This window comes from Burkholderia anthina (assembly GCF_902498995.1).
Taxonomy (GTDB): domain Bacteria; phylum Pseudomonadota; class Gammaproteobacteria; order Burkholderiales; family Burkholderiaceae; genus Burkholderia; species Burkholderia anthina.
This window is the reverse complement of sequence record NZ_CABVLY010000022.1, coordinates 84392-109180: the sequence shown is the minus strand read 5'-3', so window position 1 is coordinate 109180 and position 24789 is coordinate 84392. Positions and strand designations below refer to the sequence as shown.

At 69.1% G+C, this 24789-nt stretch carries 22 protein-coding genes; 9 read left to right on the top strand and 13 right to left on the bottom strand.

The window, feature by feature from the left end:
* Positions 1-38 precede the first annotated feature (38 nt).
* Genes BME24068_RS25555 through BME24068_RS25530 form a run of 6 tightly spaced genes read right to left on the bottom strand, consistent with a single transcriptional unit; the run spans position 39 to position 7310 of the window.
* The gene (locus BME24068_RS25555; RefSeq protein WP_174927780.1) at positions 39-923 is read right to left on the bottom strand and encodes an alpha/beta fold hydrolase; all 885 of its coding nucleotides are present in this window, start codon (positions 921-923) and stop codon (positions 39-41) included.
* A complete protein-coding gene (locus BME24068_RS25550; protein ID WP_174927779.1) occupies positions 920-2608 on the bottom strand; it encodes a dipeptide ABC transporter ATP-binding protein in 1689 nt (562 codons plus the stop codon). The genes BME24068_RS25555 and BME24068_RS25550 overlap by 4 nt, the downstream gene beginning before the upstream one ends.
* Entirely contained in the window at positions 2605-3438 is an 834-nt protein-coding gene (locus tag BME24068_RS25545) for an ABC transporter permease (RefSeq protein WP_174927778.1), read from the bottom strand. Before BME24068_RS25545 ends, BME24068_RS25550 begins: the two co-directional genes overlap by 4 nt.
* Entirely contained in the window at positions 3435-4436 is a 1002-nt protein-coding gene (locus tag BME24068_RS25540; RefSeq protein WP_174927777.1) for an ABC transporter permease, read from the bottom strand. The genes BME24068_RS25545 and BME24068_RS25540 overlap by 4 nt, the downstream gene beginning before the upstream one ends.
* A 4-nt stretch (positions 4437-4440) precedes the next feature.
* Complete coding sequence (locus BME24068_RS25535) at positions 4441-6069, bottom strand: ABC transporter substrate-binding protein (protein ID WP_239008018.1); 1629 nt, start codon at positions 6067-6069, stop codon at positions 4441-4443.
* A complete protein-coding gene (locus tag BME24068_RS25530; protein WP_096506107.1) occupies positions 6069-7310 on the bottom strand; it encodes an SfnB family sulfur acquisition oxidoreductase in 1242 nt (413 codons plus the stop codon). Before BME24068_RS25530 ends, BME24068_RS25535 begins: the two co-directional genes overlap by 1 nt.
* On the opposite strand from BME24068_RS25530, the gene BME24068_RS25525 reads away from it, so the two are divergent.
* The 7 genes from BME24068_RS25525 to BME24068_RS25495 are packed head-to-tail and all read left to right on the top strand — an operon-like array spanning position 7309 to position 15308.
* Positions 7309-7659: a hypothetical protein gene (locus tag BME24068_RS25525; protein ID WP_143331689.1), complete on the top strand. Its 351-nt coding sequence runs from the start codon at positions 7309-7311 to the stop codon at positions 7657-7659. The two genes, BME24068_RS25530 and BME24068_RS25525, sit on opposite strands and share 2 nt — an antisense overlap.
* Positions 7660-7685: 26 nt before the next feature.
* Positions 7686-10019, top strand: coding sequence for a TonB-dependent receptor (locus tag BME24068_RS25520; protein ID WP_096505981.1), 2334 nt, complete (start codon positions 7686-7688; stop codon positions 10017-10019).
* 13 nt (positions 10020-10032) lie between these two features.
* Positions 10033-11406: an LLM class flavin-dependent oxidoreductase gene (locus tag BME24068_RS25515; protein ID WP_096505979.1), complete on the top strand. Its 1374-nt coding sequence runs from the start codon at positions 10033-10035 to the stop codon at positions 11404-11406.
* Positions 11403-12425 carry an LLM class flavin-dependent oxidoreductase gene (locus BME24068_RS25510; RefSeq protein WP_174927776.1) on the top strand — a complete coding sequence of 341 codons (1023 nt, stop codon included), beginning with the start codon at positions 11403-11405 and terminating at the stop codon, positions 12423-12425. Before BME24068_RS25515 ends, BME24068_RS25510 begins: the two co-directional genes overlap by 4 nt.
* A complete protein-coding gene (locus tag BME24068_RS25505) occupies positions 12422-13477 on the top strand; it encodes an LLM class flavin-dependent oxidoreductase (protein ID WP_096505975.1) in 1056 nt (351 codons plus the stop codon). Before BME24068_RS25510 ends, BME24068_RS25505 begins: the two co-directional genes overlap by 4 nt.
* Positions 13474-14202 (top strand): LLM class flavin-dependent oxidoreductase, encoded by a 729-nt coding sequence (locus BME24068_RS25500; protein WP_096505973.1) that lies wholly within the window; start codon positions 13474-13476, stop codon positions 14200-14202. Before BME24068_RS25505 ends, BME24068_RS25500 begins: the two co-directional genes overlap by 4 nt.
* A complete protein-coding gene (locus BME24068_RS25495) occupies positions 14199-15308 on the top strand; it encodes an LLM class flavin-dependent oxidoreductase (protein ID WP_096505971.1) in 1110 nt (369 codons plus the stop codon). Before BME24068_RS25500 ends, BME24068_RS25495 begins: the two co-directional genes overlap by 4 nt.
* Positions 15309-15353: 45 nt before the next feature.
* Here BME24068_RS25495 and BME24068_RS25490 read toward each other — a convergent pair whose 3' ends face one another.
* Together BME24068_RS25490 and BME24068_RS25485 are read right to left on the bottom strand one after the other, a co-directional pair.
* On the bottom strand, positions 15354-16442 hold the full coding sequence (locus BME24068_RS25490; RefSeq protein WP_096505969.1) for a sigma-54 interaction domain-containing protein: 1089 nt from the start codon (positions 16440-16442) through the stop codon (positions 15354-15356).
* A gap of 260 nt (positions 16443-16702) precedes the next feature.
* Positions 16703-17362, bottom strand: a complete 660-nt coding sequence (locus tag BME24068_RS25485; RefSeq protein ID WP_174927775.1) for a glutathione S-transferase family protein — start codon at positions 17360-17362, stop codon at positions 16703-16705.
* A 332-nt stretch (positions 17363-17694) separates the two neighbouring features.
* Between BME24068_RS25485 and BME24068_RS25480 the strand changes: the two genes are divergently transcribed.
* On the top strand, positions 17695-19032 hold the full coding sequence (locus BME24068_RS25480) for a polyhydroxyalkanoate depolymerase (RefSeq protein ID WP_174927809.1): 1338 nt from the start codon (positions 17695-17697) through the stop codon (positions 19030-19032).
* A gap of 48 nt (positions 19033-19080) precedes the next feature.
* Positions 19081-20220: a cupin domain-containing protein gene (locus BME24068_RS25475; RefSeq protein ID WP_174927774.1), complete on the top strand. Its 1140-nt coding sequence runs from the start codon at positions 19081-19083 to the stop codon at positions 20218-20220.
* A 135-nt stretch (positions 20221-20355) separates the two neighbouring features.
* Here the strand turns inward: BME24068_RS25475 and hpaI are convergent, their stop codons facing one another.
* From hpaI to hpaE, 5 genes are read right to left on the bottom strand one after another with little or no spacing between them, the layout of a single operon-like run.
* Positions 20356-21162 (bottom strand): 4-hydroxy-2-oxoheptanedioate aldolase, encoded by an 807-nt coding sequence (gene hpaI, locus BME24068_RS25470; RefSeq protein ID WP_096505959.1) that lies wholly within the window; start codon positions 21160-21162, stop codon positions 20356-20358.
* A 9-nt stretch (positions 21163-21171) separates the two neighbouring features.
* The gene (hpaH, locus tag BME24068_RS25465; protein WP_174927773.1) at positions 21172-21975 is read right to left on the bottom strand and encodes a 2-oxo-hept-4-ene-1,7-dioate hydratase; all 804 of its coding nucleotides are present in this window, start codon (positions 21973-21975) and stop codon (positions 21172-21174) included.
* Positions 21976-21995: 20 nt separating this feature from the next.
* Complete coding sequence (locus BME24068_RS25460; protein WP_174927772.1) at positions 21996-22397, bottom strand: 5-carboxymethyl-2-hydroxymuconate Delta-isomerase; 402 nt, start codon at positions 22395-22397, stop codon at positions 21996-21998.
* A gap of 16 nt (positions 22398-22413) precedes the next feature.
* The gene (gene hpaD / locus BME24068_RS25455; RefSeq protein ID WP_096505953.1) at positions 22414-23277 is read right to left on the bottom strand and encodes a 3,4-dihydroxyphenylacetate 2,3-dioxygenase; all 864 of its coding nucleotides are present in this window, start codon (positions 23275-23277) and stop codon (positions 22414-22416) included.
* A gap of 48 nt (positions 23278-23325) precedes the next feature.
* Positions 23326-24783, bottom strand: a complete 1458-nt coding sequence (gene hpaE, locus BME24068_RS25450) for a 5-carboxymethyl-2-hydroxymuconate semialdehyde dehydrogenase (protein ID WP_174927771.1) — start codon at positions 24781-24783, stop codon at positions 23326-23328.
* Positions 24784-24789: the final 6 nt, after the last annotated feature.

Sequence of the window (24789 nt, the reverse complement as noted above, 5' to 3'; positions counted from 1 at the left end):
ATGCCGGGCCGGCTGTTTGATGGTGCTTCGGTGGGCGCTCATCGCACGGGCGCCGCATGAACGGTGCGTTCGAGCAGGGCACGCAATGCGGCACTGACCGCATCCGGCCGCTCGAGCATCAGTTGATGGCCGCAGGCAGGCAGCACGTCGAACGACGCATTCGGCAACGCATCGGCGAGCGCGCGTCCGCCGGCGGGCGGCGTCAGGCCGTCGGTGTCGCCGGCCAGCACGGCGACCGGCAAGTCGAGCGCCGACAGACGAGTCGAATCGGGCCATGGCGCATCGCGCACCACGGCCTGAAACGTCGTCATCCGGTTGCGGCGCGCGATGCGCGATTCGTACGCGACGAGCGCCCGATCGGCCTGCGGATGCCACGCGAGCCGCCGGAAGCGCCGTGCGAACACGGGCTTGATCCATTCGAGCAGCCAGCCCGGCAGCGCCGGCGGCCGCGCCACGGGGCGCGCGAGTTGCGTGCCGAGCAGCAGCGCGCCGCTCGCTTCGCGCAGCCGCCCGAGGGCCGCCAGCCGCGCGAGCAGTTCAAGCGTGCTGCCCGTGCCGAGCGAATGGGCGACGAGCACGTTGTGCGTGCCCTTGAAGCGGTCGAACAGCGCGAGATAATCGCGCAGCGTTTCGCCGCCGTGGTATGCGCCGCTGCCCGCAGACGGCCGCGGACTGTCGCCGTGGCCGAGAAAATCCCATGCCACGAGCCCGTAGCCCGCATCGGCGAACGTTCGCCACTGATCGCGCCACTGGTTCTTGTTGCCGCCGCCGCCGTGCGCGAAGAACAGCACGGTGTCCGCATGCGGCGAATCCGGCGGCGCCGCGCGATGCGCGACGCTCAGCGTGCGCCCCGCGCGCACCTCGACCGGCACGCCGGCCACGACGGCCGACTTGGCGGCCGCGACGTTCGAAACGTGCGTCATGATTGTTCCTCGTTGATTCGATGAGCGCGCCGTGCCGCATCCTGCGTCCCGGCCGCAGGCACGCGCGCCGGCAACACCGGCATCGCGTCAAGCAACGCGCGCGTGTACGGATGGCGCGCCGCGCCGAACACCTGCGCGGTATCGCCCAGTTCGACGATGCGCCCTGCCCGCATCACCGCGATCCGGTCGCAGATCTGCGCGGCCACGCGCAGGTCGTGCGTGATGAATACGATCGCCATCGCGCGCTTCCGCTGCACCGACGCGAGCAGTTCGAGCACCTGTGCCTGCACCGACACGTCGAGCCCCGACACCATTTCGTCGGCCACGAGGATCGACGGGTCGAGCGCGAGCGCTCGCGCCAGGCCGATGCGTTGCCGCTGCCCGCCGGAGAATGCGTGCGGATACCGGTCGAGCGCATCCATCGGCAACCCGACCTGCGCAAGCAGGTCGGCCGCGAGCCGATACGCGGCAGCCCGGCCGACACCCTGCGCGATCGGACCGGTCGCGACGATCTGCGCGATCGTCTGACGTGCGTTCAATGACGCATACGGATCCTGGAACACCATCTGGATGTCGCGGCGCAGCGGCCGCAGCGCCCGTTCGGGCAGGCGCGCGAAATCGTGCTCGCCGTGCAACACGATGCGGCCCGCATCCACCCGCGCGAGCCGCACCAGTGCGCGCGCGAGCGTCGACTTCCCGGAACCCGATTCGCCGACGATGCCGAGCGTCTCGCCGGCATGCAGCGTGAAGCCGACGTCGATCAGCGCATCGACGCCGCCCCGGCCGCGGGCCCGCAGGAACGGCCATGCGCGACGCGGCGCGTGGCGCTTATGCAGCCCCTGCACCGCCAGCAGCGGCACGCCGCTGCGGATGACGACGCGCGGCTCGACGCGGCCGTGCGGCACGGCATCGAGCAGCGCGCGCGTATAGGGATGACGCGGCGCGCGCAGCACATCGGCCGCGCGGCCGCTCTCGACCTGTTCGCCATCGCGCAGCACCACGACGCGATCGGCGACGCGCGCGACCACGCCGAAGTCGTGCGTGATCAGCAGCACGCCGGACCGCTTCGTACGGGCCGCTTGCTCGAGCAGCGCCAGAATGCGCGCCTGCGTGGTGACATCGAGCGCGGTGGTCGGTTCGTCCGCGATCAGTAGCGCCGGTTCGAGCGCGAGCGCCATCGCGATCAGCACACGCTGGCGCTGGCCGCCCGACAGCGCGTCGGGATACGCATGGCGCAGCCGATCCGGCTCCGGCAGGCCGACGTCGCGCAACAGCGCCGTCACGCGCGCCGCCCTCTCGCGATGCCCGCCCGGCGCGCGATGGACACGCAGCACCTCGTCGACCTGCGCGCCGACCGTCATCAGCGGATTCAGCGCGGCGAGCGGCTCCTGGAAGATCATCGATACGTCGCGCCCGCGAACCGCACGCCACTCGGCGTCGCTGCAATGCGCGAGGTCCCGGCCGCGCAGCGCGATGCGTCCGCCCGCGTGCCGCACGCCGCGCGGCAGCAGGCCGGCGATCGCGGCCGCGAGCAGCGACTTGCCCGACCCGGACGCGCCGACCACGCACAGCACCTCGCCGGGCGCGATCGTCAGCGACACGTCGCGCACCGCGTCGCGACGCTCGGCGCCGGCCGGCAACGCAAGCGTGAGTCCCTCGATCGACAGCAGCGGCACGCCGCTCATCGCACCCGCTCCGCAATCGCCGATGCGTGGCGCAACCCTTCGCCGACGCGATTGATCGCGAGCGCGGTGACGACGATCGCGAGCCCCGGCCAGATGCTCAGCCACCACGCGTCGCGCATCACGTTGCGCGCCGCGCCGATCATGAAACCCCAGCTCATCTGGGACGGATCGCCGAGCCCGAGAAACGACAGCGCCGACTCGGTGAGGATCGCGGTTGCGACCATCAGCGCGGCCAGCACGGCGAGCGGCGGCCACACGTGCGGCAGGATCTGACGCCACACGAGCGCGGCCGGCGACTCGCCGGCGAGCCGCGCCGCCAGCACGAACTCCCGGCGCGCCAGCCCGATGAACTCGCCGCGCACGAGCCGCGCGATCGCCGGCCACGACACGGCGGCGATCGCGACGATCGTCGATTCGAGCGACGCGCCGAGCACCGCCGCGATCGTGACGGCGACCGCGAATTGCGGCACGGTCTGGAACAGCGTCGTGAGCGCCATCAGCGCCCTGTCGATCCAGCCGCCGCACCAGCCCGCGAGCGCGCCGACCGACACGCCGAGCGCGAAGGTCGCGGCGGTCGCCGCGAGCCCCACGAACAGCGACACGCGCGCGCTCCACAGCAGTCCCACCAGCACGTCGCGCCCGAGCATGTCGGTGCCGAGCGGGTGGCCGGCGTGCAGCAGCGGCCGCAGCAACGGCTCGGCCGCCATGCGCCATGGCGACGGCAGCCATACGGGCGCGGTGAGCGCCACGAGCGCGACGACCACGAGAAAAAGCGAACCGGCGGCGGCACCGGGCGTGCGCGCGAAACCCCGCAGGAAGCGCCCCGTCATCGCACCTCCCGCCCTGCGACGCGCGGATCGACGATGCCGTACAGCAGATCCGTCAACGCATTGAACATCACCACGAGCGCCGCGACCACGGCCAGCAGCCCGAGCAGCACCGGATAGTCGCGTTGCAGCAGCGCGTCGTACATCAGCCCGCCGAGCCCCGGCCACGCGAACACGATCTCGGTGACGAGCGCGCCGCCCGCGAGCTGCCCGAGCTGCAGCCCGCCGAGCGTGACGACCGGCAACAGCGCATTGCGCAGCACGTGGCGGATCATGACGCGCGGCTCGGACGCGCCTTTCGCCCGTGCGGTTCGCACGAATTCGCGTTCGATCACTTCCAGCATCGCGGCGCGCGTGAGCTGCACGTAGATCGCGCCGTACACGAGCCCGAGCGTCGCGGCCGGCAGCACCAGGTGCGCGGCCACGTCGAGCGCGTGACGCCACCCCGTATAGCCGGCGCCGACGCTCTCCATGCCGAAGGACGGCAGCCAGCCGAGCACCACCGAAAATGCGATCACGCTCATCAGCGACAGCCAGAACAGCGGCGTCGCATAGACGATCACCGCCAGCGCGCCGATCGCGCGCGCCACGCGGCGCGCCCACGCGCCGCCGCGTGACTCGCCGTACGCGGCCACCGCGCCCGCCGTCACGCCGGCGACGACGGACACGACGAACGCCGCGGCCATCAGCAGCAGCGTCGCGGGCAGACGCTCGGCGACGAGCTGCAGCACCGGCAGCTGGTTGCGGTACGAGAAGCCGAAATCGACGTGCGCGAGATCGCGCAGATACAGCGCGAACTGCTCGACGAGCGGCCGGCTCAACCCGAGCTGCGCGCGCAGCCGCTCGACGTACGCGGCGTCGCCCGAGCCCGCGTCGCCGGCGAGCATGAGCGCGGGGTCTCCCGGCGCGAGCCGGACCAGGAAGAAGTTGACGACCAGCACGCCGAGCACGACCGCAAGGCCCCGGAGCACCGTCGACGTCAAGCGCAGCGCCATGTTCATCGCATCATCCGATCCATGTGTCCTCGAGGCTGTCGTTCACGCTGGTGGCCGTGCGCAGCAGGTTGTGGACGTTGCGCCGGTACACCGTCGGGTTGACCATCTCGAAGATGTTGGCGATCGCCGCGTCGTTCGCGAGCAGGGTCTGGAGCTGCGCATAGCGCGCGCGGCGCGCGGCCGGATCGGTGTCGAGCGCAGCCGCGTCCCACAGCGCGTCGGCCTTCGGGTTGCGGTAGCCCTCGACGTTGCCGAACGGCGAACCCTTCGAGATGCCGTCGATCCGGTACAGCGGCGCGACGCCGAAATCCGGGTCCGCGTTCTGGAACAGGAAGTTGTAGCTCAGGTCGAAATCCCAGTTCGCGACGCGCGCATACCAGCCGGCCGCATCGGTCGTCTGCACGCGCAGCCGGAAGCCGGCCTGGCCGAGCGCCTGCTGCGTGTATTCGGCGACGCGCTCCCACGCACCGCCCTTCTCGCCGTTGATCAGCACGAGCGGAAACCGGCCGACGTCGACACCCGATTGCCGGATCAGCGCGCGCGCCCGCTCCGGGTCGTACGCGAAGCGCGGCACGTTCGGATCGTAGAACGGCGACGACGACACGAACGGCCCGTTCGCGACCTTGCCGTAGCCGAAGAAGATCCGGTCGACGATGAACTGGCGATCGAGCGCATGCAGCACCGCCTGCCGCACGAGCACGTTGTCGAACGGCGGCTTGCGCTGGTTCAGCTCGAGAAAGGCCATCCCCGTGAACAGTTCCCAGCCCTGCGTCGTGAGGGCGACGCCCGGCAGCTTCGCGAGCCGCGCGATGTCCGAGTAGTCGACGTCGCCCGCACGCAGCGCATGGATCTGTCCGCGTTCGAACGCGATCGAGCGCGCCGCCGCGTCGGGCACGATGTTGAATACGATCCCGTCGAGATGCGGCAAGCCCTTTTTCCAGTAATCCGGGTTGCGCGCGAGGCGGATATACGCGCCGCGTTTCCATTCGCCGAACACGAACGGCCCGGTGCCGACCGGATGCTGGTTCGCCGGATTGTTCCGCGGGTCCTTGCCCTGGTACAGGTGCGCCGGCAGGATCGGCAGCAGCCCGCTGCCGAGCAGGTTGATCAGCCCCGCATACGGCTTCTTCAGGCGGATCGTCACCTGCAGCGGGCCGCTCGCCTCGATCGACGCGACGTACTTGTCGAACGTCACCTTCGTGCGCGGCAGCGCCTGCGGCGCGATTTCGCTCAGCGTGACGACCACGTCGCGCGCGCCGAACGGCTGCCCATCGTGCCAGCGCACGCCCGGCTGCAGCTCGAACGTGTAGTTCAGCCCGTCGGCCGACGCATGCCAGCTGCGCGCGAGCACCGGCACCACGCGCAGTTGCGGGTCGAAGCCGAGCAGCCCCTGAAAGATCTTGCCGCCGACGTATTGCGACGCGACGTGCGGCGTCAGCGCGTTGACGAGCGACGGCGGCTCCGGCTGCGCGAACAGCGACAGCGTGCCGCCGCGCACCGGCGCCGCGGCGGCGTCCGCCGCGAAAGCGCGGGCCGCGCTGCCGAATCCGGCAGCCACCCAGGCGGCGGCGAGCGCATAGCGGCGCCGCGCCGGGTCCTTCGGCGCGACCGGCGAAGGATGCGAAAGCGTGTCGTTCATCACAGATAGCCGTGGCGTGGCGGATTGACGTGATTGAGCACGTAGTTGCCGATCGCGTGATATTTCCAGCGCACCGGGTCGTGCAGCGTGTGGGTGCGCGCATTGCGCCAGTGGCGATCGAGGTTGTATTCGCTCAGCACCGAGCGCGTGCCCGACAGTTCGAACAGCTTGTTGGTCGCGAGGATCGCCAGCTCGGTGCTCAGCACTTTCGCGGCCGCGACCTGCACCGAAGCGTGCGCCACCTGCGCATCGTCGAGTTCGACCGGCAGCGCGTCGAGCGTCGCGGCCGCGCGTTCGAGCAGCGCTTCGGTCGCGAGCAGGCGAATCTGCACGTCCGCGACGTCGCGGATCACGTACGGATCGTCCGACGCGCGCGCGATGCCGCTGTCGGCCCACGGCCGGCTGCGCGTGCGCACGAACTCGAGCGTGTCGGCCAGCGCCGCGCGCGCGATGCCGACGTCGATGTTCGCGTGCAGGTATTGCGACACGGGCCCGGCGAGGGTCGGCCGCTCGAACGCGGCCTGGATCGACACCACGTCCTGCTCGTCGACCTCGACACCCGACAGCGTCAGCGTGCCGCTCGCCGTCGTGCGCTGCCCGAAGCCGCTCCAGTCGTCGACGATCTCGAGCCCCGGCCGGTCGCGCTCGACCAGCGCCTGCACGTAGCGGCCGTCGTCGTCGAGCGCGAGCACCGCGATCCAGTCGGCAAACAGCGCGCCGGTCGAATAGAACTTCTGGCCGTCGAGCACGAGCCGCCCGCCGCGCCGCGAGAGCCGCGTGCCGATCTCGAGCGCGTTCTTCGTGCCGCGCTCGGACGCCGCATGGCCGATCCGTGCACCGTCGAGCACGAGATCGAAGAACTTGCGGCGTTGTGCGTCGTTGCCGGTCAGCCGGATCACGTCGAGCGCATGGAAGTGATTCTTCGGCAACTGGCCGATCGACGGATCCGCCTGCGCGATGGTCCGCACCACCTCGCCGAGCGTCGCCAGCGACACATCCGCGCCGCCGAACGCGCGCGGCACCGTGATGCCCCACAGCCCGCTGCCCGAGAACAGGTCGAGCTCCGCGAACGGCAGGCGGCGCTCGCGGTCGCGCAGCGCCGCGTCGCGCGACAGTTCGTCGGCGAGACGGCGCGCGATTTCGAGCGCATGCGCGTCGTCGGCGATGCGGCTCGCGGGCGGCCGGGAGGAAAGCGGGGACGACGCGCGGGCGGACGTGTCGGCGGACGTGAAAGCGTTCATGAAGATCCTCGTGGACAGATGCATGGCCTCCGTCGAGAGCAAGCACCATGCCATCGCCGTCCTGCCGGCCTGTGCGCCCATGACGCCGCGCGCGGCGTGCTGGATTTCCAGCGAGATGGAGCAAAAGCAGCACACCGCGCGCCGCGCGACGACGCTGCTGTATTTCCAGCAAAACGACTGCTACGCGTGCACGCGCCCCGGCTCATTCGGCCGCCGCATTCGGCGCAAACCGTTGCGGGGCGGGCCCGGGCGCCCATTGGCACGCCTGTTGCGAAGCACCGGCTCACGCACTGCCGATCCGCGGCGCCATCGACCGGATGCGCGGCGCCGCGCCGGACCACACGCATAACAACGCTTCGCTTTGGGGATATACGGATGAAATACACGATGTTGAGCGCCACCATCGGCGCGTCGGCACTACTGGCCGCCGCGCCGGCGCTGCATGCGCAGCAACAGCCGGCCGCGAGCGCGGCACCGGTCGCCGCGTCGGCGTCCGCGGCTGCGCCGGCCGCGTCGGCCACCCCGCCGTCCGGCGCGGCGCAGGCGAACGCCGGCGCGCCGGTCGCGGAAGCCCAGCTCAAGGACGTCATCGTCACGGCCCAGCGGCGGCGGCAATCCGCCCAGCGCGTCGGCACGTCGGTGTCGGTTCTCTCGGGCAGCGACCTGAAGACGCTGAACGTCGGGACCGTCAACGACCTGCAGCACGCGACCGCGAGCGTCGAGGTGGAGCCCGCGTTCGGCGGCGGCCAGCCGCAGTTCCGGATTCGCGGGGTCGGCTTCAACGACTACACGTCGAACAACGCATCGACGGTCGGCATCAACGTGGACGACGTCGCGTACGCGCTGCCGATCCAGACCCAGGGGCAACTGTTCGACATCGCGCGCGTCGAGGTGCTGCGCGGCCCGCAGGGCACGCTGTACGGCCGCAACACGACGGGCGGCACGGTGAACTTCATCACGAACCAGCCGACCCGCGACTTCGAGGCCGGCGCGAGCGTCGAATACGGCTCGCACAACCTGCTGACGACCGAGGGCTATGTGTCGGGACCGCTGAGCGACCGCGTGCGCGGCCGCTTCGCGTTCACGACGCAGGACTTCGGCGCGTGGCAGAACGACCGCGCGACCAACCAGACGCTCGGCAACCACGACAGCGCCGCCGCGCGCGGGCAGCTCGACTGGGACGTCACGCGCGACTTCAAGCTGCATGTCGGCGCGCACGGCGGTTTCGACAAGTCCGACAACACGGGGCTCTACCTGTTTACGCCGTACACGTCGGCCAAGACCGGCGAGGTGATCCCGGCCGATGCCGATCACACGAAGACCGGCTGGGGCGTGAGCCCCGCGTTTTCGCGCGTGACGGGCCTGTCGACCGACGCGAAGCCGGGACGGAACAACGTGAACGGCGGCGTGGACCTGACCGCGACGTGGAATCTCGGCCCGGTCGAACTGAAGAGCATTACCGCGTACAACTACCTGCACCGCCGCGAATATTCGGACTGGGACGCGACGCAATACCACGACTCCGACGAGTACTTCGACGACACCGTCAACGAAGTCACGCAGGAACTGCGCGCGTCGTCGCGCGGCGACACGCGGCTGCGCTGGGTCACCGGCCTGTTCTACTCGCACGACGATCTCGACGAGAAGTTCTATTCCGACTTCAGCGACCGGCTCGGCTTCATCGCGCTGACGCGCTACCGGCAGTCGGTCGATACGCTCGGCGTCTACGGCCAGGCGACCTACGACATCACGAAACGCCTGCGCGGCATCGTCGGCGTGCGCCAGGAACACGAGAAGCGCGAGCTGCGCGGCTTCGCGTCGGGCATGCTGACGCCGTCGTTCACGCCGTTCGCGGGCTTCCAGGGCGGCGACGCGAACCAGTCGCTGACGTCCAACGGCACATCCGGCAAGGTCGGACTCGAGTTCGACCTCGCGCCTGCGACGATGCTGTATACGACCGTGAGCCGCGGCTACAAGTCGGGCGGGTTCACCGCGCACAACACCGGCAATTCGAATGCGCTCGCGCCGTTCAAGCCCGAATCGCTGACCGCGTACGAAGTGGGCTTCAAGAGCGACCTCACGCGCTCGCTGCGCTGGAACGTATCGGCGTTCCATTACGACTACCGCGACCAGCAGGTGCTGTCGGCCACCTTCGACCCGAACTCCCAATCGCTGATCGGCACGTTCGTGAATGCGCCGAAATCGCGCATCGACGGCTTCGAGACCGACCTGAAATGGCAGCCGGTGCGCGGGCTCGAGATTTCGCAGTACGTGGGCTACAAGAGCGGCAAGTACACGTCGCCGTTCGTCACGTACAACACGCAGGCGTCGGCGGCCAGCGGCCACAACGTGTTCACCGACTACAACGGCACCGCGCTCAGCTTCCCGCGCCTGAGCTATGGCGGACAGGTCGCGTACAGCTGGCTCGCGGGCGGCTACCGGCTGCGCGCGGAGACGAACTACAGCTACCGCGACGCGTATTCGCAATTGCTGCTGCTCGGCCCGGACTACACGGTCGACAGTTACTGGCTCGTCAACGCGAGCCTGACCGTCACGTCGCCCGACCGGCATTGGGACGTCGCGCTGTGGGCGCGCAACCTGTTCAACCGCCAGTACGACCTGACGAAGAACTTCTTCCTGCCCGGCACGAACGTCGCCGCCGCGGGGCAGCCGCGCACCGTCGGCGTGCGCGTGACCTACACGTACTGAGGAGGCTCGCCGGATGACGCGCCGCACCGACACCCTGAAACTCAACGCGATGCTGAACGGCGGCGGCAGCCATGTCGTCGGCTGGCGCCATCCGCTCGCGCAGCCGAACGGCAACCGCGACTTCGCGCATTTTCGCCGGATGGCGCAGACGGCCGAGCGCGGCAAGCTCGATGCGCTGTTCGTCGCGGACGTGGTCGCGACGCAGGGCAGCCACGTCGACTCGCTGCGCCGCAGCGCGCGCGCCGATACGTTCGAGCCGCTCACGCTGCTCGCCGCGCTGGCGGCCGTCACGCACCGCATCGGCCTGATCGCGACCGCGACGACGACCTACAACGCGCCTTACCACATCGCCCGCAAGTTCGCGTCGCTCGACCACCTGAGCGGCGGCCGCGCGGGGTGGAATCTCGTCACGTCGGTCGTGCCCGACGAAGCGGCGAACTTCGGCGCGACGCCGCACCTCGCGCACGCCGATCGCTACGCGCGCGCCGACGAGTTCCAGCGCGTCGTGGCGGGGCTCTGGGACAGCTGGGAAGACGACGCGTTCATCGAGGACAAGGCCGCCGGCCTGCATTTCGATCACCGCAAGCTGCACGTGCTCGATCATCGCGGGCCGCACTTCAGCGTGCGCGGTCCGCTGAACGTCGCGCGCGCGCCGCAGGGCCATCCGGTGCTCGTGCAGGCCGGCTCGTCGGAAGCCGGCCGCGAACTCGCGGCACGCTGCGCGGAGGTGATCTTCACGGCGCAGCACCGGCTCGACGACGCGCAAGCGTTCTATGCGGACGTCAAGGGCCGCGTCGCGCGTTACGGCCGCCGGCCGGAGCACCTGAAGATCCTGCCCGGCGTGATGCCGATCGTCGGCGCGACCGAGGCCGAGGCGCGCGACAAGCTGCGTGCGTTGCAGGACCTGATCGATCCGGTGCTCGGGCTGCGGCTGCTCGCCGACAACGCGGGGGACTTCGACCTGTCCGGCTATCCGCTGGACGGACCGTTGCCCGATCTGCCGCCGAGCAATCGCAGCAAGAGCCGGCAGCAGCTGATCGTCGATCTCGCGCGCCGCGAGAACCTGACGATCCGCCAGCTCTACGAGCGCTTTGCCAGCGCCGGCGTCGTCACCGGCACGCCGAAGACCATCGCCGACCGCTTCGAGGAATGGTTCCTGTCGTATGGCGCCGACGGGTTCAACGTCGCGTTCGCGTGGGTGCCCGGCGGTCTCGACGACTTCGTCGATCTCGTCGTGCCCGAACTGCAGCGCCGCCGGCTGTTCCGCACCGAGTACGAAGGCCCGACGCTGCGCGATCAGCTCGGCCTGCCGCGCCCGCCCTTCTTTCGGCGCCCGTCGTCGCTGCGCGGCGATACGGTCGCACCGGTCGGCGGAGGTGCCGCATGACGCGCCCGTTCCGTCTCGGCGTGCTGACGCGCGTCTATGCACCCGATTCGTCGCCGCGCGTGCTGCACGACACGCTTGCGCTGATTGAAGCGGCGGAAGCGCTCGGCTTCGACAGCGCCTGGGTGGCGCAGCACCATTTCGGCAGCGAAACGGGCCGGCTGCCGTCGCCGCTCGTGCTGCTGGCCGCCGCCGCGCGCCGCACGCGGCGCATCGCGCTCGGCACCGGCGTGATCGTGCTGCCGCTCGAATCGGCGTTGCGCGTCGCGGAGGATGCGGCCGTGCTCGACACGCTCGCGGATGGCCGCCTTCAGCTCGGTGTCGGCGCCGGCTTCGAGGCGGACGTGTTCGCCGCGTTCGGCCGCGATTTCGGTGCGCGCGCGGCGTTGCAGGCCGATGCGCTCGCGGCGTTGCGCCAGGCGCTGGATGGCGCGCCGGTCGGCCCCGCCGGGGCGACGCTGCAACCGCCCGCGCCCACGCTGGCCGCGCGTCTCTGGCAAGCGACCGGCGATGCCGAGGCGGTCGCGCGCAACGGTCACGGGCTGATCGTCGCGCGCACGCGTCCGGAACAGGACGGCGAAGCCGCGCTCACGGCGCGCTATCGCCGCGCATGGGCCCATCCGGGCGCGCCCCGTGTCGCGCTCGTGCGGGCGGTCGTGCCGGGCGCGGACGCGGCCAGCGTCGAAGCCGCGCTCGGTCCCGACATCCTGCGGTACGCCGCGCGGCTTGCCGCGGCCGGCGGCGCGCCGGCGCCCGCGCCAGCCGACCTCCCCGCGCTGCTCGATCGCTTCGGTGTGCTACGCGGCACGCCCGCCGACATCGCGGCCGCGCTACAGACCGATCCCGCGCTGGCCGACGCGACCGAACTGGTCGTGCAGGTGCAGACGGCGGGCACCTCGCATCGCGACGCGCTGCGGCGGCTCGAAGCCGTCGCCCGCGAGATCGCGCCGGCGCTCGGCTGGACGCCGGCCGCCGCCGGCACCGAAGCCGCTTCGCTCACCTCCGATCCGATCCCGACATGACTCAATCGTCCTCTCCCGCACCGGCCGGGCGCCGGCCGTTCAAGCTCGGCTTCCTCACGCACGTCCACGGTAGCGGCGACGCGCGCCGCGTCTACGCGGATCTCGACACGCTGTTCGTCGCGGCCGAACAGCTCGGCTTCGACGGCGGATTCGTCGCGCAGCACCATTTCCGCGCGGAATACGGCCGGCTGCCGTCGCCGCTCGTGCTGCTGGCCGCCGTCGCGCAACGCACACGCCGCATCGAACTCGGCACGGGAATCGTCACGCTGTCGCTCGAGGACCCGCTGCGGCTCGCCGAAGATGCGGCGGTACTCGACTCGCTGGCCGGCGGGCGCCTGCAACTCGGCCTGGGCAGCGGCGGCGCGAATCTCGATGCGTTCGCCGCGTTCGGGCTCGACGTCGACACGCGTCAGGCGCGCTTCGCGGCCGCGCTCGAACGCCTGCAGGATGCGCTCGCGGGCCACCCGCTCGCGCGCGCCGCCGCCGATGCGCCACCGCTCGTCCTGCAGCCGGCGGCGCCGGGCGTACGCACCCGCCTGTGGCATTCGCATGCGTCGCCTGACGGCGCGCGGTTCGCGGCACGGCACGGCAATGGCCTGCTGCTCGGGACCGCCGTGCACGATCCGCGAACCGTGCAATTGCCGCTCGCGCGCGCCTATCTCGACGCGTGGCGCGAACGCGCGCACGCCGACGCGCCGGCGCCGCGCATCGGCGTGGTGCGCGCGGTATTTCCCGCGCGCGACCGGCGCGCCGCGCTCGCCGCGCTTGCGCCCGACGTCGTGCGGCATATCCCGTGGCTCGCGGCAAGCGGCCATCCCGACGTGACCGATCCCGAGCAGATCCTGCGGCTGCTGAACGTGCATTACGGGCATCCGGACGACGTGATCGACAGCCTGCGCGGCGACCCGGCGCTGTTCCCGTTCGCCGATTATTTTCTGCCGGTCGTGCAATCGGAAAGCACGTCGCTCGACGACGCGCTGGCGCGGCTGCGCACGCTTGCGGAAACGATTGCGCCGGCGCTCGGCTGGCGGCCGGCCCACGCCGCCGCATGAACGCGCCGCGTCTGCTGCTGCGGCTCGACACCCGCTGCGACGACACGCGCCCCGACCCGGCCGCCGACTGGATCGCGATCGCCGAGGCCGGCATGTCGGCCGGCTGCGACGCCGTGCTGCTGCCCGCGCATTCCGCCGGCCCCGATCCGTGGATGGCGGCCGCAGCGCTGGTCGATGCGCTGCCGGCGCTGCGCGTGATGGTGACGCTTCAGGCCGGCGCGATGCTGCCCGTCGCAGCCGCGCATCTCGCGCAAAGCCTGCAGTCGTTGAGCCGCGGGCGCGCGCTGCTCGCGTGCGAAGCCGACGCGCCGGACATCGGCGCGACCGACCGGGCCATGCATCTGAACCGCGACCAGCGGCTCGCGCGCAGCGCCGAATTCCTGTCGGTGCTGCGCGCGCTGTGGGCTGCCGACTCCGCCCTGCAGTATCGCGGCACCTACTATCGCGCCGAGCACGCCCGTTTGCCGGATCTCGCATCGCAGCGGCCGCCCGTCTACTGGTCGGTCACGGAGCGGCGCGAGATCGCGTTCGCGGCGCCGTGGTGCGACGGGTTGCTGGTGCCCGCCAGCGCGCCGCCGCTGGCGGCGGCCGTCGCACACGCGTATCGTGCGCGCGGCCTCGCGCCGCCGCCGGCCGGCGCGCTGCTCCGGCGCACGGTCGGGCTCGACGACGTGCGCCGCGCACGCGTCGCGCATCGGGCCAACCGCCGGCGAGGCGGCGCATGAGCGTCGATTTCGCGTGGTTCCTGCCGACCAACGGCGACGGTCCGCATCTCGCCAACAGCGGCCTGCCCCGCCCGCCGACCTTCCTGCAGGACTATCGGCCGGCCACGCCCGAATACCTGCGCGGCGTCGCCCGGGCGGCCGAGACCGCCGGCTTCGACAGCCTGCTGCTGCCGATGGCCGCGGGCTTCGAGGATCCGTGGCTCGTCAGCGCGCAGCTCGCGCGCGCAACGCAGCGCATCGCGTTGATCGTGACGTTCCGGCCAGGACTCGAGCAGCCCGAACAGATCGCGCGCAAGGCGGCCACCCTGCAGCGCATGAGCGGCGCCCGCCTGCGCCTGTTCGCGGTGAACGGGTCGAGCGCTTACGAGCAGCGCGCGCTCGGCGATTTTCTCGAGCACGACGCGCGCTACCAGCGCACGTCCGAGTACCTGCGGGTCCTGCGGCGCCTGTGGCAGGGCGCCGGCCATTCGGTCGCCGGGCATTACTACATGCTGAACCCCGCGCACGCCGGCGTGCCGCTCGCGAACCCGCCCGCGATTTATCTCGGCGGCGCGTCGACGCTCGCCGAGCAGGTGGCCGCGAGCCAGGCCGATACGTACCTGCTATGGGGCGAGCCACCCGACGCCGTGCGCGAGCGCGTCGCGCGACTGCGCGCACTGACGGCGATGCATGGCCGCCGGATCCGCTTCGGGCTGCGCGTGCACGTGATCGCCCGCCCGACCGAACGCGCCGCGTGGGCGCGCGCCGACGAGTTGCTGAGCGAGATTTCCGACCAGACCTATGTCGACGCGCAGCGCAAGCTCGCCACGTACGAATCGGTCGGACAGCAGCGTCAGACAGCGCTGAGCCGCAGCGCACTGCGCTCGTTGCGCGAGCTGGAGGTGTATCCCAACCTGTGGGCCGGCGTCGGCCTGATTCGCGGCGGCGCGGGCACCGCGATCGTCGGCAGCTACGACCAGGTCGCCGCGCGCGTCCACGAATACCGGACGCTCGGCATCGAAACCTTCCTGCTGTCGTCCTACCCGAACCTGGAGGAAGCCGCGCGCGTGGGCGAACACGTATTGCCGCGCGTGCGCACGCTGCTGGCAGGCGCCAGCCTGCCGTGACGTGCCGGTCGGCGAGCGGGCAACGCCGCCGATCCCCGCGGCAGGTCAGTCGTCGAACGCGGATTCCGGGCGCGGATCGCTGAGCAGCCCGTGGCGCGCGAGCAATGTCCGCATCGTGTTGCGCGTGACGCCGAGCAGCGCGGCCGTGCGCACCTGGCTGAACCGGCAATGCTCGAACGCCTCGCAGACGACCAGCTCCTCGATGTCGCGCAGCAGGCTTTCGCCGGGCGCGCGAAACAGGCGGCGCACGCCCGCGCGGATGTCGTCCTGCGGCAGCGTCGTCGCGGCGGCGTCGGCTCGCGCATAGCCGGCGAGCGCCTCGGAGAACTTCAGGTGCTCCGGGCGAATCAGGTTGCCGTTCGACACGAGCAGCGCGAGATGCATGACGTTTTCCAGCTCGCGGATATTGCCGGGCCACGGATACGCGTGCAGCGCCTGGACCGTGCCCTCGGACAGCATCGGCTGCGGCCGCTTCAGCTGCGCGCAATAGCGCCCGCGGAAATGCTCGGCGAGCGGCAGGATGTCTTGCGGCCGCTCGCGCAGCGGCGGCAGCCGCACGCGGGCGAGATTGATCCGGTAGAACAGGTCCATCCGGAAATTGCCGGCCAGCACGGCCTGCTCGAGATCGACGTTGGTTGCCGCGACGACGCGGACGTCGACCGGCCGCGCGCGCGTCGCGCCCACGCGCGTCACCTCGCCTTCCTGCAGCACGCGCAGCAGCTTCGCCTGCAGCGGCGGCGCAAGATCGCCGATTTCGTCGAGAAAGATCGTGCCGCCGTGCGCTTCCTCGAAATAGCCGGCGCGACGCCCCTGCGCACCGGTGAACGCACCGGCCTCGTGGCCGAACAGTTCGCTCTCCGCGAGCTGCTGGCTGATCGCGCCGCAGTTGACCGCGATGAACGCGCCGGCGCGCCCGCTGACATGGTGGATATGGCGCGCGACCAGCTCCTTGCCGGTGCCCGTCTCGCCGAGAATCAGCGCGGGCGCGACGCTAGGCCCGATCTGCTCGACGAAGCGCAGTACGGCCCGCGACGCGGGATCGGCAAACACGAGCGCCTTCGCGCGCACCGAAAGAGGGCGATGCTCGCTTTCCGGCAGCGCAATGAGCGGAGGGGAATCTGTGCGGTTGTCCATGGTCCGGGCACGGGCGGACCGGTTGACGATACTGGCATCCGCCCGAGGGTTTGATCTTAGTCAACCTCGGCCGCACGCAAAATACCGATTGCTGTGATGCTTCGTTGCCGCGCGCGAATAACGAATCCCGCGCGGGTCGCGCCGGGCAACGGCATAGTGTCCGGCGCGACCGGAAGCCGCCGACCGCCGCTCGCCCGGTTCATCGAGCAGCAGATCGTCGGCAGCGGCCTTGACCCGCGACGCCGAAGCCTGCATGGCACTCAGAATTCCATATCCAGCTCGTCGATCTCTTCGGTCTCGGTCTTTGCCGCCACGATCCATTCGGCCACGTAAGGTTGCTTGAGCACGCGCATGCAGTATTCGGCGATATCCGGATCGATCGGCACGTCATAGGTCAGCAAGCGCGTGACCACGGGCGCATACATCGCATCGGCCGCGCCGATTTCGCCGAACAGCCAGAGGCCGCCGTATTTTTTCAGGCAGTCGCGCCAGATGGCCACGATGCGTTCGATGTCGTACTGCGCACGCGACCAGAGCCGGAAATCGGGGAAATGTCCGCGCAGATTCATCGGCAACGCGGAGCGCAGGGCGCTGAAGCCCGAATGCATTTCTCCGCAGACCGAGCGGCAATGCGCGCGGGCCTTGGGATCGGCAGGCAACAGATGCGCATCCGGCCGAATCTCGTTCAGATATTCGCAGATGGCCAGCGTGTCCCAGACTTCATTGCCGTCATGACGAAGGCAGGGCACGAGAATCGATGGCGAAAGCAGGAGCAATTCGGCGCGCGCGGTGGCATCGTCGAGCGGCACGACCACCGTGTCAAATTCGAGTCCGGCGAGTTTGGCCAGCAGCCATCCGCGCATGGACCACGACGAATAATTTCGACTGCTGATGGTCATAGTGACGAGTGTCTGGCTCATGCGCGGCTCCTGAAAAGTGGCGCGGCGATCCATTACGGATTGCGCGAACCCCGAAAGGCAAGCATTCGGACGCGCACCAGCGAAGTGCGTGTCCTGAAGTGCGCACCACGAATCATGGCGTTTCGCACGATTTTGCAGCGCGCGAAACGACGCGCCCTGTTGCGGTGCTCAACCGCTGCGCTGTCGAAATGCCGGGTTCGCACGGCACACGGCGCGTGCGCGTGCCGCGCGTCGCGGTGCCCCCCTGCGACGCGCAAGCGTCATGCCAGGCGCGCACCTGGTACGCTGTTTGCGTGTTTGTTGAGGCGTCCACCCCGATCGGAGCCGCGCCCATGAATTTGCTTGCCTATCCGGCCTATCAGGCCGCCGCGGACTGGATGCGCCCCTGGCGTACCGCTGCCTCCCTGGCGCGTTATGCGGCGAATACCTGGCCCATGCTGGCGTTCGGACTCGACGCGCGCTTTCTGGATGCCTGGTGGGAGTCGATCGAACTCACGGGACTCACGCATAGCCGGCCGCCCTTCGATATCGATTGGGTGGACGTGGATGGCGTGCGCACGCCGGTCACCGAGGAAGTCGTCAAGCGCACGCCGTTCGGCTCGCTGCTGCATTTCCGCAAGGACACGGCAGTCGCGCAGCCGCGCGTGCTGCTCGTCGCGCCGATGTCGGGGCATTTCGCAACGTTGCTGCGCGGCACCTTGCTGACCATGCTCGCCGATCACGACGTCTATATCACCGATTGGCACAATCCCCGGGATATTCCGCTGGCTGCGGGCCGCTTCGGCCTCAGCGAGTACGTCGAGCATCTGATATCGTTCATTCGCCGGATCGGCCCCGATTCGCATCTGGTGGCCATATGTCAGCCGACCGTCGCGGCGCTCGCGGCCGTGTCATTGATGGCAGCCGACGACGACCCGGCGCAACCCGCGACCATGACGCTGATGGCCGGCCCGATCGATTGCCGCGTGAATCCCACCAAGGTCAATGATCTCGCCAACAGCAAGCCGATCGAATGGTTCGAGAACAATCTCGTGGGCGTCGTGCCCAGCGGTTTTGCGGGCGCGCAGCGCCGTGTCTATCCGGGGTTCATGCAAATCGGCGCCTTCATGTCGATGAACATGTCGCGCCATATCGCCTCGTTCGACGAGATGCGATTCGAGCGCGCCAAGGGCGACCCTGCCAAGGCCGATGCGATCCGCACGTTCTACCAGGAATACTTCGCCACGACCGATCTGACCGCGGAGTTCTATCTCGAGACCGTCAGCGCGGTGTTCCAGGAATATGCGTTGCCGCTCGGCAAGCTCAAGATCGGCGACCGCTGCGTGGAGCCGCATGCGATACGGCGTACCGCGCTGCTCACGGTCGAAGGCGAAAAGGACGACATCTGCTCGGTCGGCCAGACCGTGGTTGCCCAGGAACTCTGCTCGGGCTTGCGTCCTTACATGAAGACGCATCATGTGCAGACCGGCGTGGGCCATTACGGCGTATTCAACGGCCGCCGCTGGAACTCGCATATCTATCCGCTCGTGCGTTCGACCATCCACGACCACGAACCGCGCGCCCGGTGCATGGCGTCTCCAGGCGAGGCCGGGCACGGCAATCGGGTGACCTTGCGCGCGCTGCTCGACACGGGCGCCACCCATCACACCCGTGCGCAGGCAGCGGCGTAGCGGGTCGACAGGCAGGCATTCTCAATCGATAGAGTCACGGGGGTTGCGATGAATCAGCGCGTCGATATTCTTCAGTCCTCTCCGGGTCTCGTGCATCCGGGCGGCCACCCCATCCGTCTCAACCATCGCGATTTCGTCGCCGTCGATCGCCGTCAGGCAGCCAGGTACGAAGCGACCTACCGCCCGCAGGCACTCTATAGCCGTGCCAACGAAGGCTTTCATGCGAACAACGAAGCCTTCCTGCTTCACGAAGTTGCGACCAATCTGCCGGTGTACCGGGAAAATACGGGGCCGACCGATTTCCACCTGCATCTGCCACCGGGCGGCTTCCAGTTCGTGCTGGTCACGTCGGGCGTCTTTACGTTCGACTACGACGGCCGGCTGCACTACGTCGGCCCCGGCTCGGTGATCTTGCAAAGCGCGATCGTGCATCGGCAGCTCTTCTACACGTGGTCGGGCATGTCCACGGAAGAAAATCTGCAAACCACGCAGACGGTCGTGCCCGACGCGATGTCCATGGGGTGCTCGGCCAAATTCCTCGAGGCATTCATCACCGATCCGACGACCTTCCCGAATCCGACGATCGTGCCGACGGCGCAGATCAACGAAGCCGAAACGCCACGTATCGCCTGGAGTCATCCATTGCACGACCGTGCCGAAGGGGCGAACTTCTGGTTACAGGATCCGCTCGAGTTGAGTGCGCTCTACCGGCCGTTGACCGACGGCTCGATCAAATCGGCCGGGTCTGTCCTTGTGCGCGATCTGGGCATCGAGGCGCCGAGCGGTCGGCTCGTGACCGGCCACATCCTCGCGACCGATCCCGCGGATCAGTCGCTCCTGCCGAAGAGCATCGCGAGCGGTGTCGACGCAGCTTCATTTGCGAAGGGCGAGGTGGTGATCTATCGCGTCATTCGCGGCACGGCCGAATTCAAGGAACGTGCCGGCACGGTGCTCGAACTGCAGACCGGCGATGGGGTGACGGCGGGTCGGCATTCGATCGCGCTGGTCGGGATGGGCGAGAACACGCAGATTCTCCGGCTCGGCCTGCTGAAGAACTTCGAGAACCTGCGCAGCTGGACGCCGACGCAGCGCGACGAGATCGACGGCCTGGCGGGGGACATCATTGCCCGGACCGAAGTGCGCCCGCAGCGGACCGAAGGCAGGCCGGTCGGGTATCTCTACGAATAGGCGCGGGCACGCCCGCTGCGCGGACGCGTTGAATGGCCCACGGAGCGGGCCTGCGTGACGCCGTGGAGAAGATGCCGACCCAACGGGGCATCGGGCAACGGGAAGCCGCCGATATCCCGGCGGCCTCCCCCGACTTCAGTACCCGCCGCGTTCGGCGGCCGGTCGCGAGGCGCGTTCGCCCGTGTAGCTCGTTGCAAGCTGGGCGGCCGCCGTGCTCAGCAATCCCGTATCCGTGCCGACCGCAACGAAGGTCGCGCCGGCGTCCAGATACTCGTTTGCAAACGCGCGGTCCGGCGCGAGCACGCCCGCCGCTTTCCCCGCCCGGCGCACGGTGCGGATGCCGTCGCGAATGGCCGCGCGCACCGATTCCTCGCCCGGCTTGCCGAGGAAACCCATCGACGCGCTCAGATCCGCCGGCCCGAAGAACACGCCGTCGACACCGTCGACGTTCGCGATCGCATCGAGACTGGCGAGCCCCGTGACGGTCTCGACCTGCACCAGCACGCATAGCGCGTCGCTCGCGCGGGCCAGATAGTCCGGCACCCGGTTCCAGCGCGAGGCCCGCGCCAGCGCACTGCCGACACCCCGCACGCCGTCGGGCGGATAGCGCGTCGCGGCGACGGCTTCACGCGCCTGCTCGACGGTATCGATCATCGGCAGCAGCAAGGTCTGCGCGCCGATATCGAGGAACTGCTTGATCAGCGCCGTATCGCTCTTCACCGGGCGCACGATCGGATGCGTCGGGTACGCGGCCATCGCCTGCAATTGCGCGAGCGTGCTGCGCACGTCGTTGGGCGCATGCTCGTTGTCGATCAGCAGCCAGTCGAAGCCGGCCGTTGCCAGCAACTCGACCACGTACGGATCCGCGAGCGCGGCCCACAGGCCGAACTGCGGCCGGCCTTCGGCCAGCGCCTGCTTGAACGGGTTCCTGATTCGGTCCATGCCTGCTCCTTATACGAACTTGAACGCGATCCCGCCGAGCGGGCCGTAGTCGACGTGGAACGTATCGCCCGCGCGCGCCGGAATCGGGCTCGTGAACGAGCCGCTGAGAATCACGTCGCCCGCGTTCAGGCGCTCGTCGTACGGCGCGATCTTGTTCGCGAGCCACGCCACGCCCGTCGCGGGATGGTTGAGCACCGCTGCCGCGAGCCCGCTCTCCTCCACCGCGCCGTTCTTGTACAGCAGCGCCCCGACCCAGCGAAGGTCGACGTCCATGGGACGCACCGGCCGGCCGCCCAGCACGATCCCGGCATTGGCCGCGAAGTCGGAGATCGTGTCGAACACCTTGCGCGGCGCCTTGGTGTCGCGATCGAACTGCTCGATGCGCGCGTCGATGATCTCGACGGCGGGCGTCACATAGGCGGTCGCATCCAGCACGTCGAACAGCGTCACGTTCGGGCCCGTCAGCGGCTTGTCGAGAATGAATGCGAGCTCCACCTCGACGCGCGGCGCGATGAAGCGGTCCGCCGGAATGTCCTGGCCGCTTTCGATGAACATGCTGTCGAGCAGCGGTGCGTAATCCGGCTCGGTGATCTGCGACGAACGCTGCATCGCGCGCGAGGTCAGGCCGATCTTGCGGCCCTTGATCACGTGCCCGGCATCCAGCTTCATCTTCACCCACTCCCGCTGGATCGCGTAGCCGTCCTCGATCGTCATCCCGGGATAGGCCGCGGAAAAGTGGCGCAATTGCGTGCGCGTCTTTTCGGCGTGTTCCAGTTTCTCCGCGAGTTCGCGGATCGTCGTTTGGTCCAACATGATGAACGTGCCCTTCGCGCTCAGGCCTTCAGCCGCGCATGCAGATTGTTGTGCTTCCAGGTGCCGGCTTCGCTGAATTCGTTGATCTCCAGCGACAACGCGAGCCCGTGCCGCTCGAACGCGTCGGCGAAGTGCTGCCTGATGATGTCGAACAGCGCATCGCCGGTTGCCTGCTTCGCGGCCTCCGAGCGTCCGGCGCCGATCTTCAGGTTCCCGTGCAGGAACGCGGCGTCCTCGATCCGGCCGTCGGCGATGCAGAATGCGTCGCAGCGCAGCGCCCGGACGCGGATCCCGCCCAGCGGGAATACCCGCTGGTCGCCCTCGCGCTGCGCGTCGAGGCTGTGCGCGAGCTTGCGGCACAGCAGCGCGATGCTGTCCTCGTCCGCCAGGTTGTTGCTGTATTCGAGTGTGAGATGTGGCATCTGCTGCTCCCAATGATCAGACGGGCAACGGCGTGACCGGCAGGATCGCGTTGATCTGGCCGGTGCCCGAACTGCCGAAGTACGGCGTCACCACCTCGGCCTTGCCTTCGTAGCGATCCCAGCCGAGCGCGCCGAGCAGCATCGCCGTGTCGTGCATGCCGCCCTCGCCCCAGCACTTTTCGTTGTAGAGCGGCAGCATGCCGCAGAACGTCTTCCAGTCGCCCTTTTCCCACAGCGACACCACGTGCCGGTCGGTTTCCTCGAGGAACGGATCCCACACCTTGTGCATGAACTGCTCGGCCGTGCCGTTGCTCGCGAAGCGGTGGCTGAGCGAGCCGCTCGCGAGAATGGCGACGGTGCCGTCGTAGCGCTCCTCGATGGCCTTGCGCACCGCCAGGCCGAAACGGACGCTCGTCGGCAGGTCGTGCCACATGCACCAGCCGGAAATCGACACGGTCTTGAAGTGCTGGTCCGCATTCATGTATCGCATCGGAACCAGCGTGCCGTATTCGAGATCCAGCGACGTTTCGCTATGCGCGCGCGTCTTCACGCCCATCTCGTTCGCCACGTCGGCGATCGCGTTCCCGAGCGCCGTGTTGCCCGGGTACGCATAGCGCATGTTGTTGATGAAGTGCGGCAGTTCGTTACTCGTGTAGATGCCTTCGAACTTCGACGCGCAGTTGATGTGGTATTCGCTGTTGACGAGCCAGTGAACGTCGAACACCACGATCGTGTCGACGCCGAGTTCGCGGCAGCGCCGGCCGATTTCATGATGGCCGTCGATCGCGGCCTGGCGACAGCCCTTGTGCGGGCCGTCGAGCTCCGACAAATACAGCGACGGCACGTGCGTGACTTTCGCGGCGAGGGCGAGCTTTCCCAATTTCTGTCTCCTGATGACGCGGTGTGCGGATGCAGCCGGCGAATCGGCTTACGCGCCCCAGCGCGGAATGTGATGCGAACCGAGCGACACGCAGACGTTCTTCGGCTCCAGGAACACTTCATAGCTCCACGTGCCGCCTTCGCGGCCGACGCCCGACGCCTTCGTCCCGCCGAACGGCTGACGCAGGTCGCGCACGTTCTGGCTGTTCACGAAGCACATGCCCGCTTCGATCGCCGCCGCCACGCGGTGCGCGCGGCCGGTGTTCTCGGTCCACACGTAGCTCGACAGCCCGTACGCGATGTCGTTCGAGAGGCGAATCGCGTCCGCCTCGTCGTCGAACGGAATCAGGCAGGCCACCGGGCCGAAGATCTCTTCCTGCGCGATGCGCATGCGGTTGTCGACGTCGACGAACACGGTCGGCGTGACGAAGTTGCCGTGCTTCATCGCGTCCGGCAGCGTCGGCGCATCGAGGCCGCCGCAGGCGAGCGTCGCGCCTTCCTTCGCGCCCAGCTCGATGTAGCTGCGGACTTTCGCGAGGTGCCCCTGGCTGATCATCGGCCCGACGATGGTGCTCTCGCCGAGCGGGTCGCCCACGGTCAGCCGCTTCGCGCGCTCGATGAAGCGTTCGGCGAACTTCGCGTAGATCGACTTCTGCACGAGAATGCGCGAGCCGGCCGTGCAACGCTCGCCGTTGTTCGAGAAGATCATGAACACGGCGGCGTCCAGCGCGCGTTCGAAGTCGGCATCGTCGAAGATCACGAACGGCGATTTGCCGCCGAGCTCCATCGAGAACTTCTTCAGGCCCGCGGCCTGGACGATGCGGTTGCCCGTCGCCGTGGAGCCCGTAAACGAAATCGCATGAACGTCGGGATGCGCGACGAGCGGCTCGCCGGTTTCCTTGCCGTAGCCGTGCACGACGTTCAGCACGCCGGCGGGAATGCCCGCCTCGAGCGCGAGATCGCCCAGCATCGACGCGGTGAGCGGCGACAGCTCGCTCATCTTCAGCACCGCCGTGTTGCCGAATGCGAGGCACGGCGCGACTTTCCACGTCGCCGTCATGAACGGCACGTTCCACGGCGAGATCAGCGCGCAGACGCCGACCGGGTGGAACAGCGTGTAGTTCAGGTGCGTGCCGGTCGGGTAGGTGTGCCCGTCGACGCGCGTGCACATTTCCGCGAAATACGTGAAGTTGTCCGCCGCCCGCGGCACGAGCTGCTTGCCCGTCTGCGAGATCGTCTGCCCCGTGTCGCGCGTCTCGGTGTTCGCGAGTTCCGGCACGTGCTTCGTGATCAGCTCGCCCAGCTTGCGCAGCAGCTTCGCGCGCTCGGTGGCCGGCGTGCCGGCCCACGCGGGGAACGCCTCCTTCGCCGCGCGCACGGCGGCATCGATGTCCTGCGCGGTGCCGCTCGCGACTTCGGCGAGCACTTCCTGCGTGGCCGGGTTGACGGTCTCGAAGTAGCTGCTGCCGGCCGCAGACTTCCCGTTGATCAGATGGTCGATTCGCATAGGTAA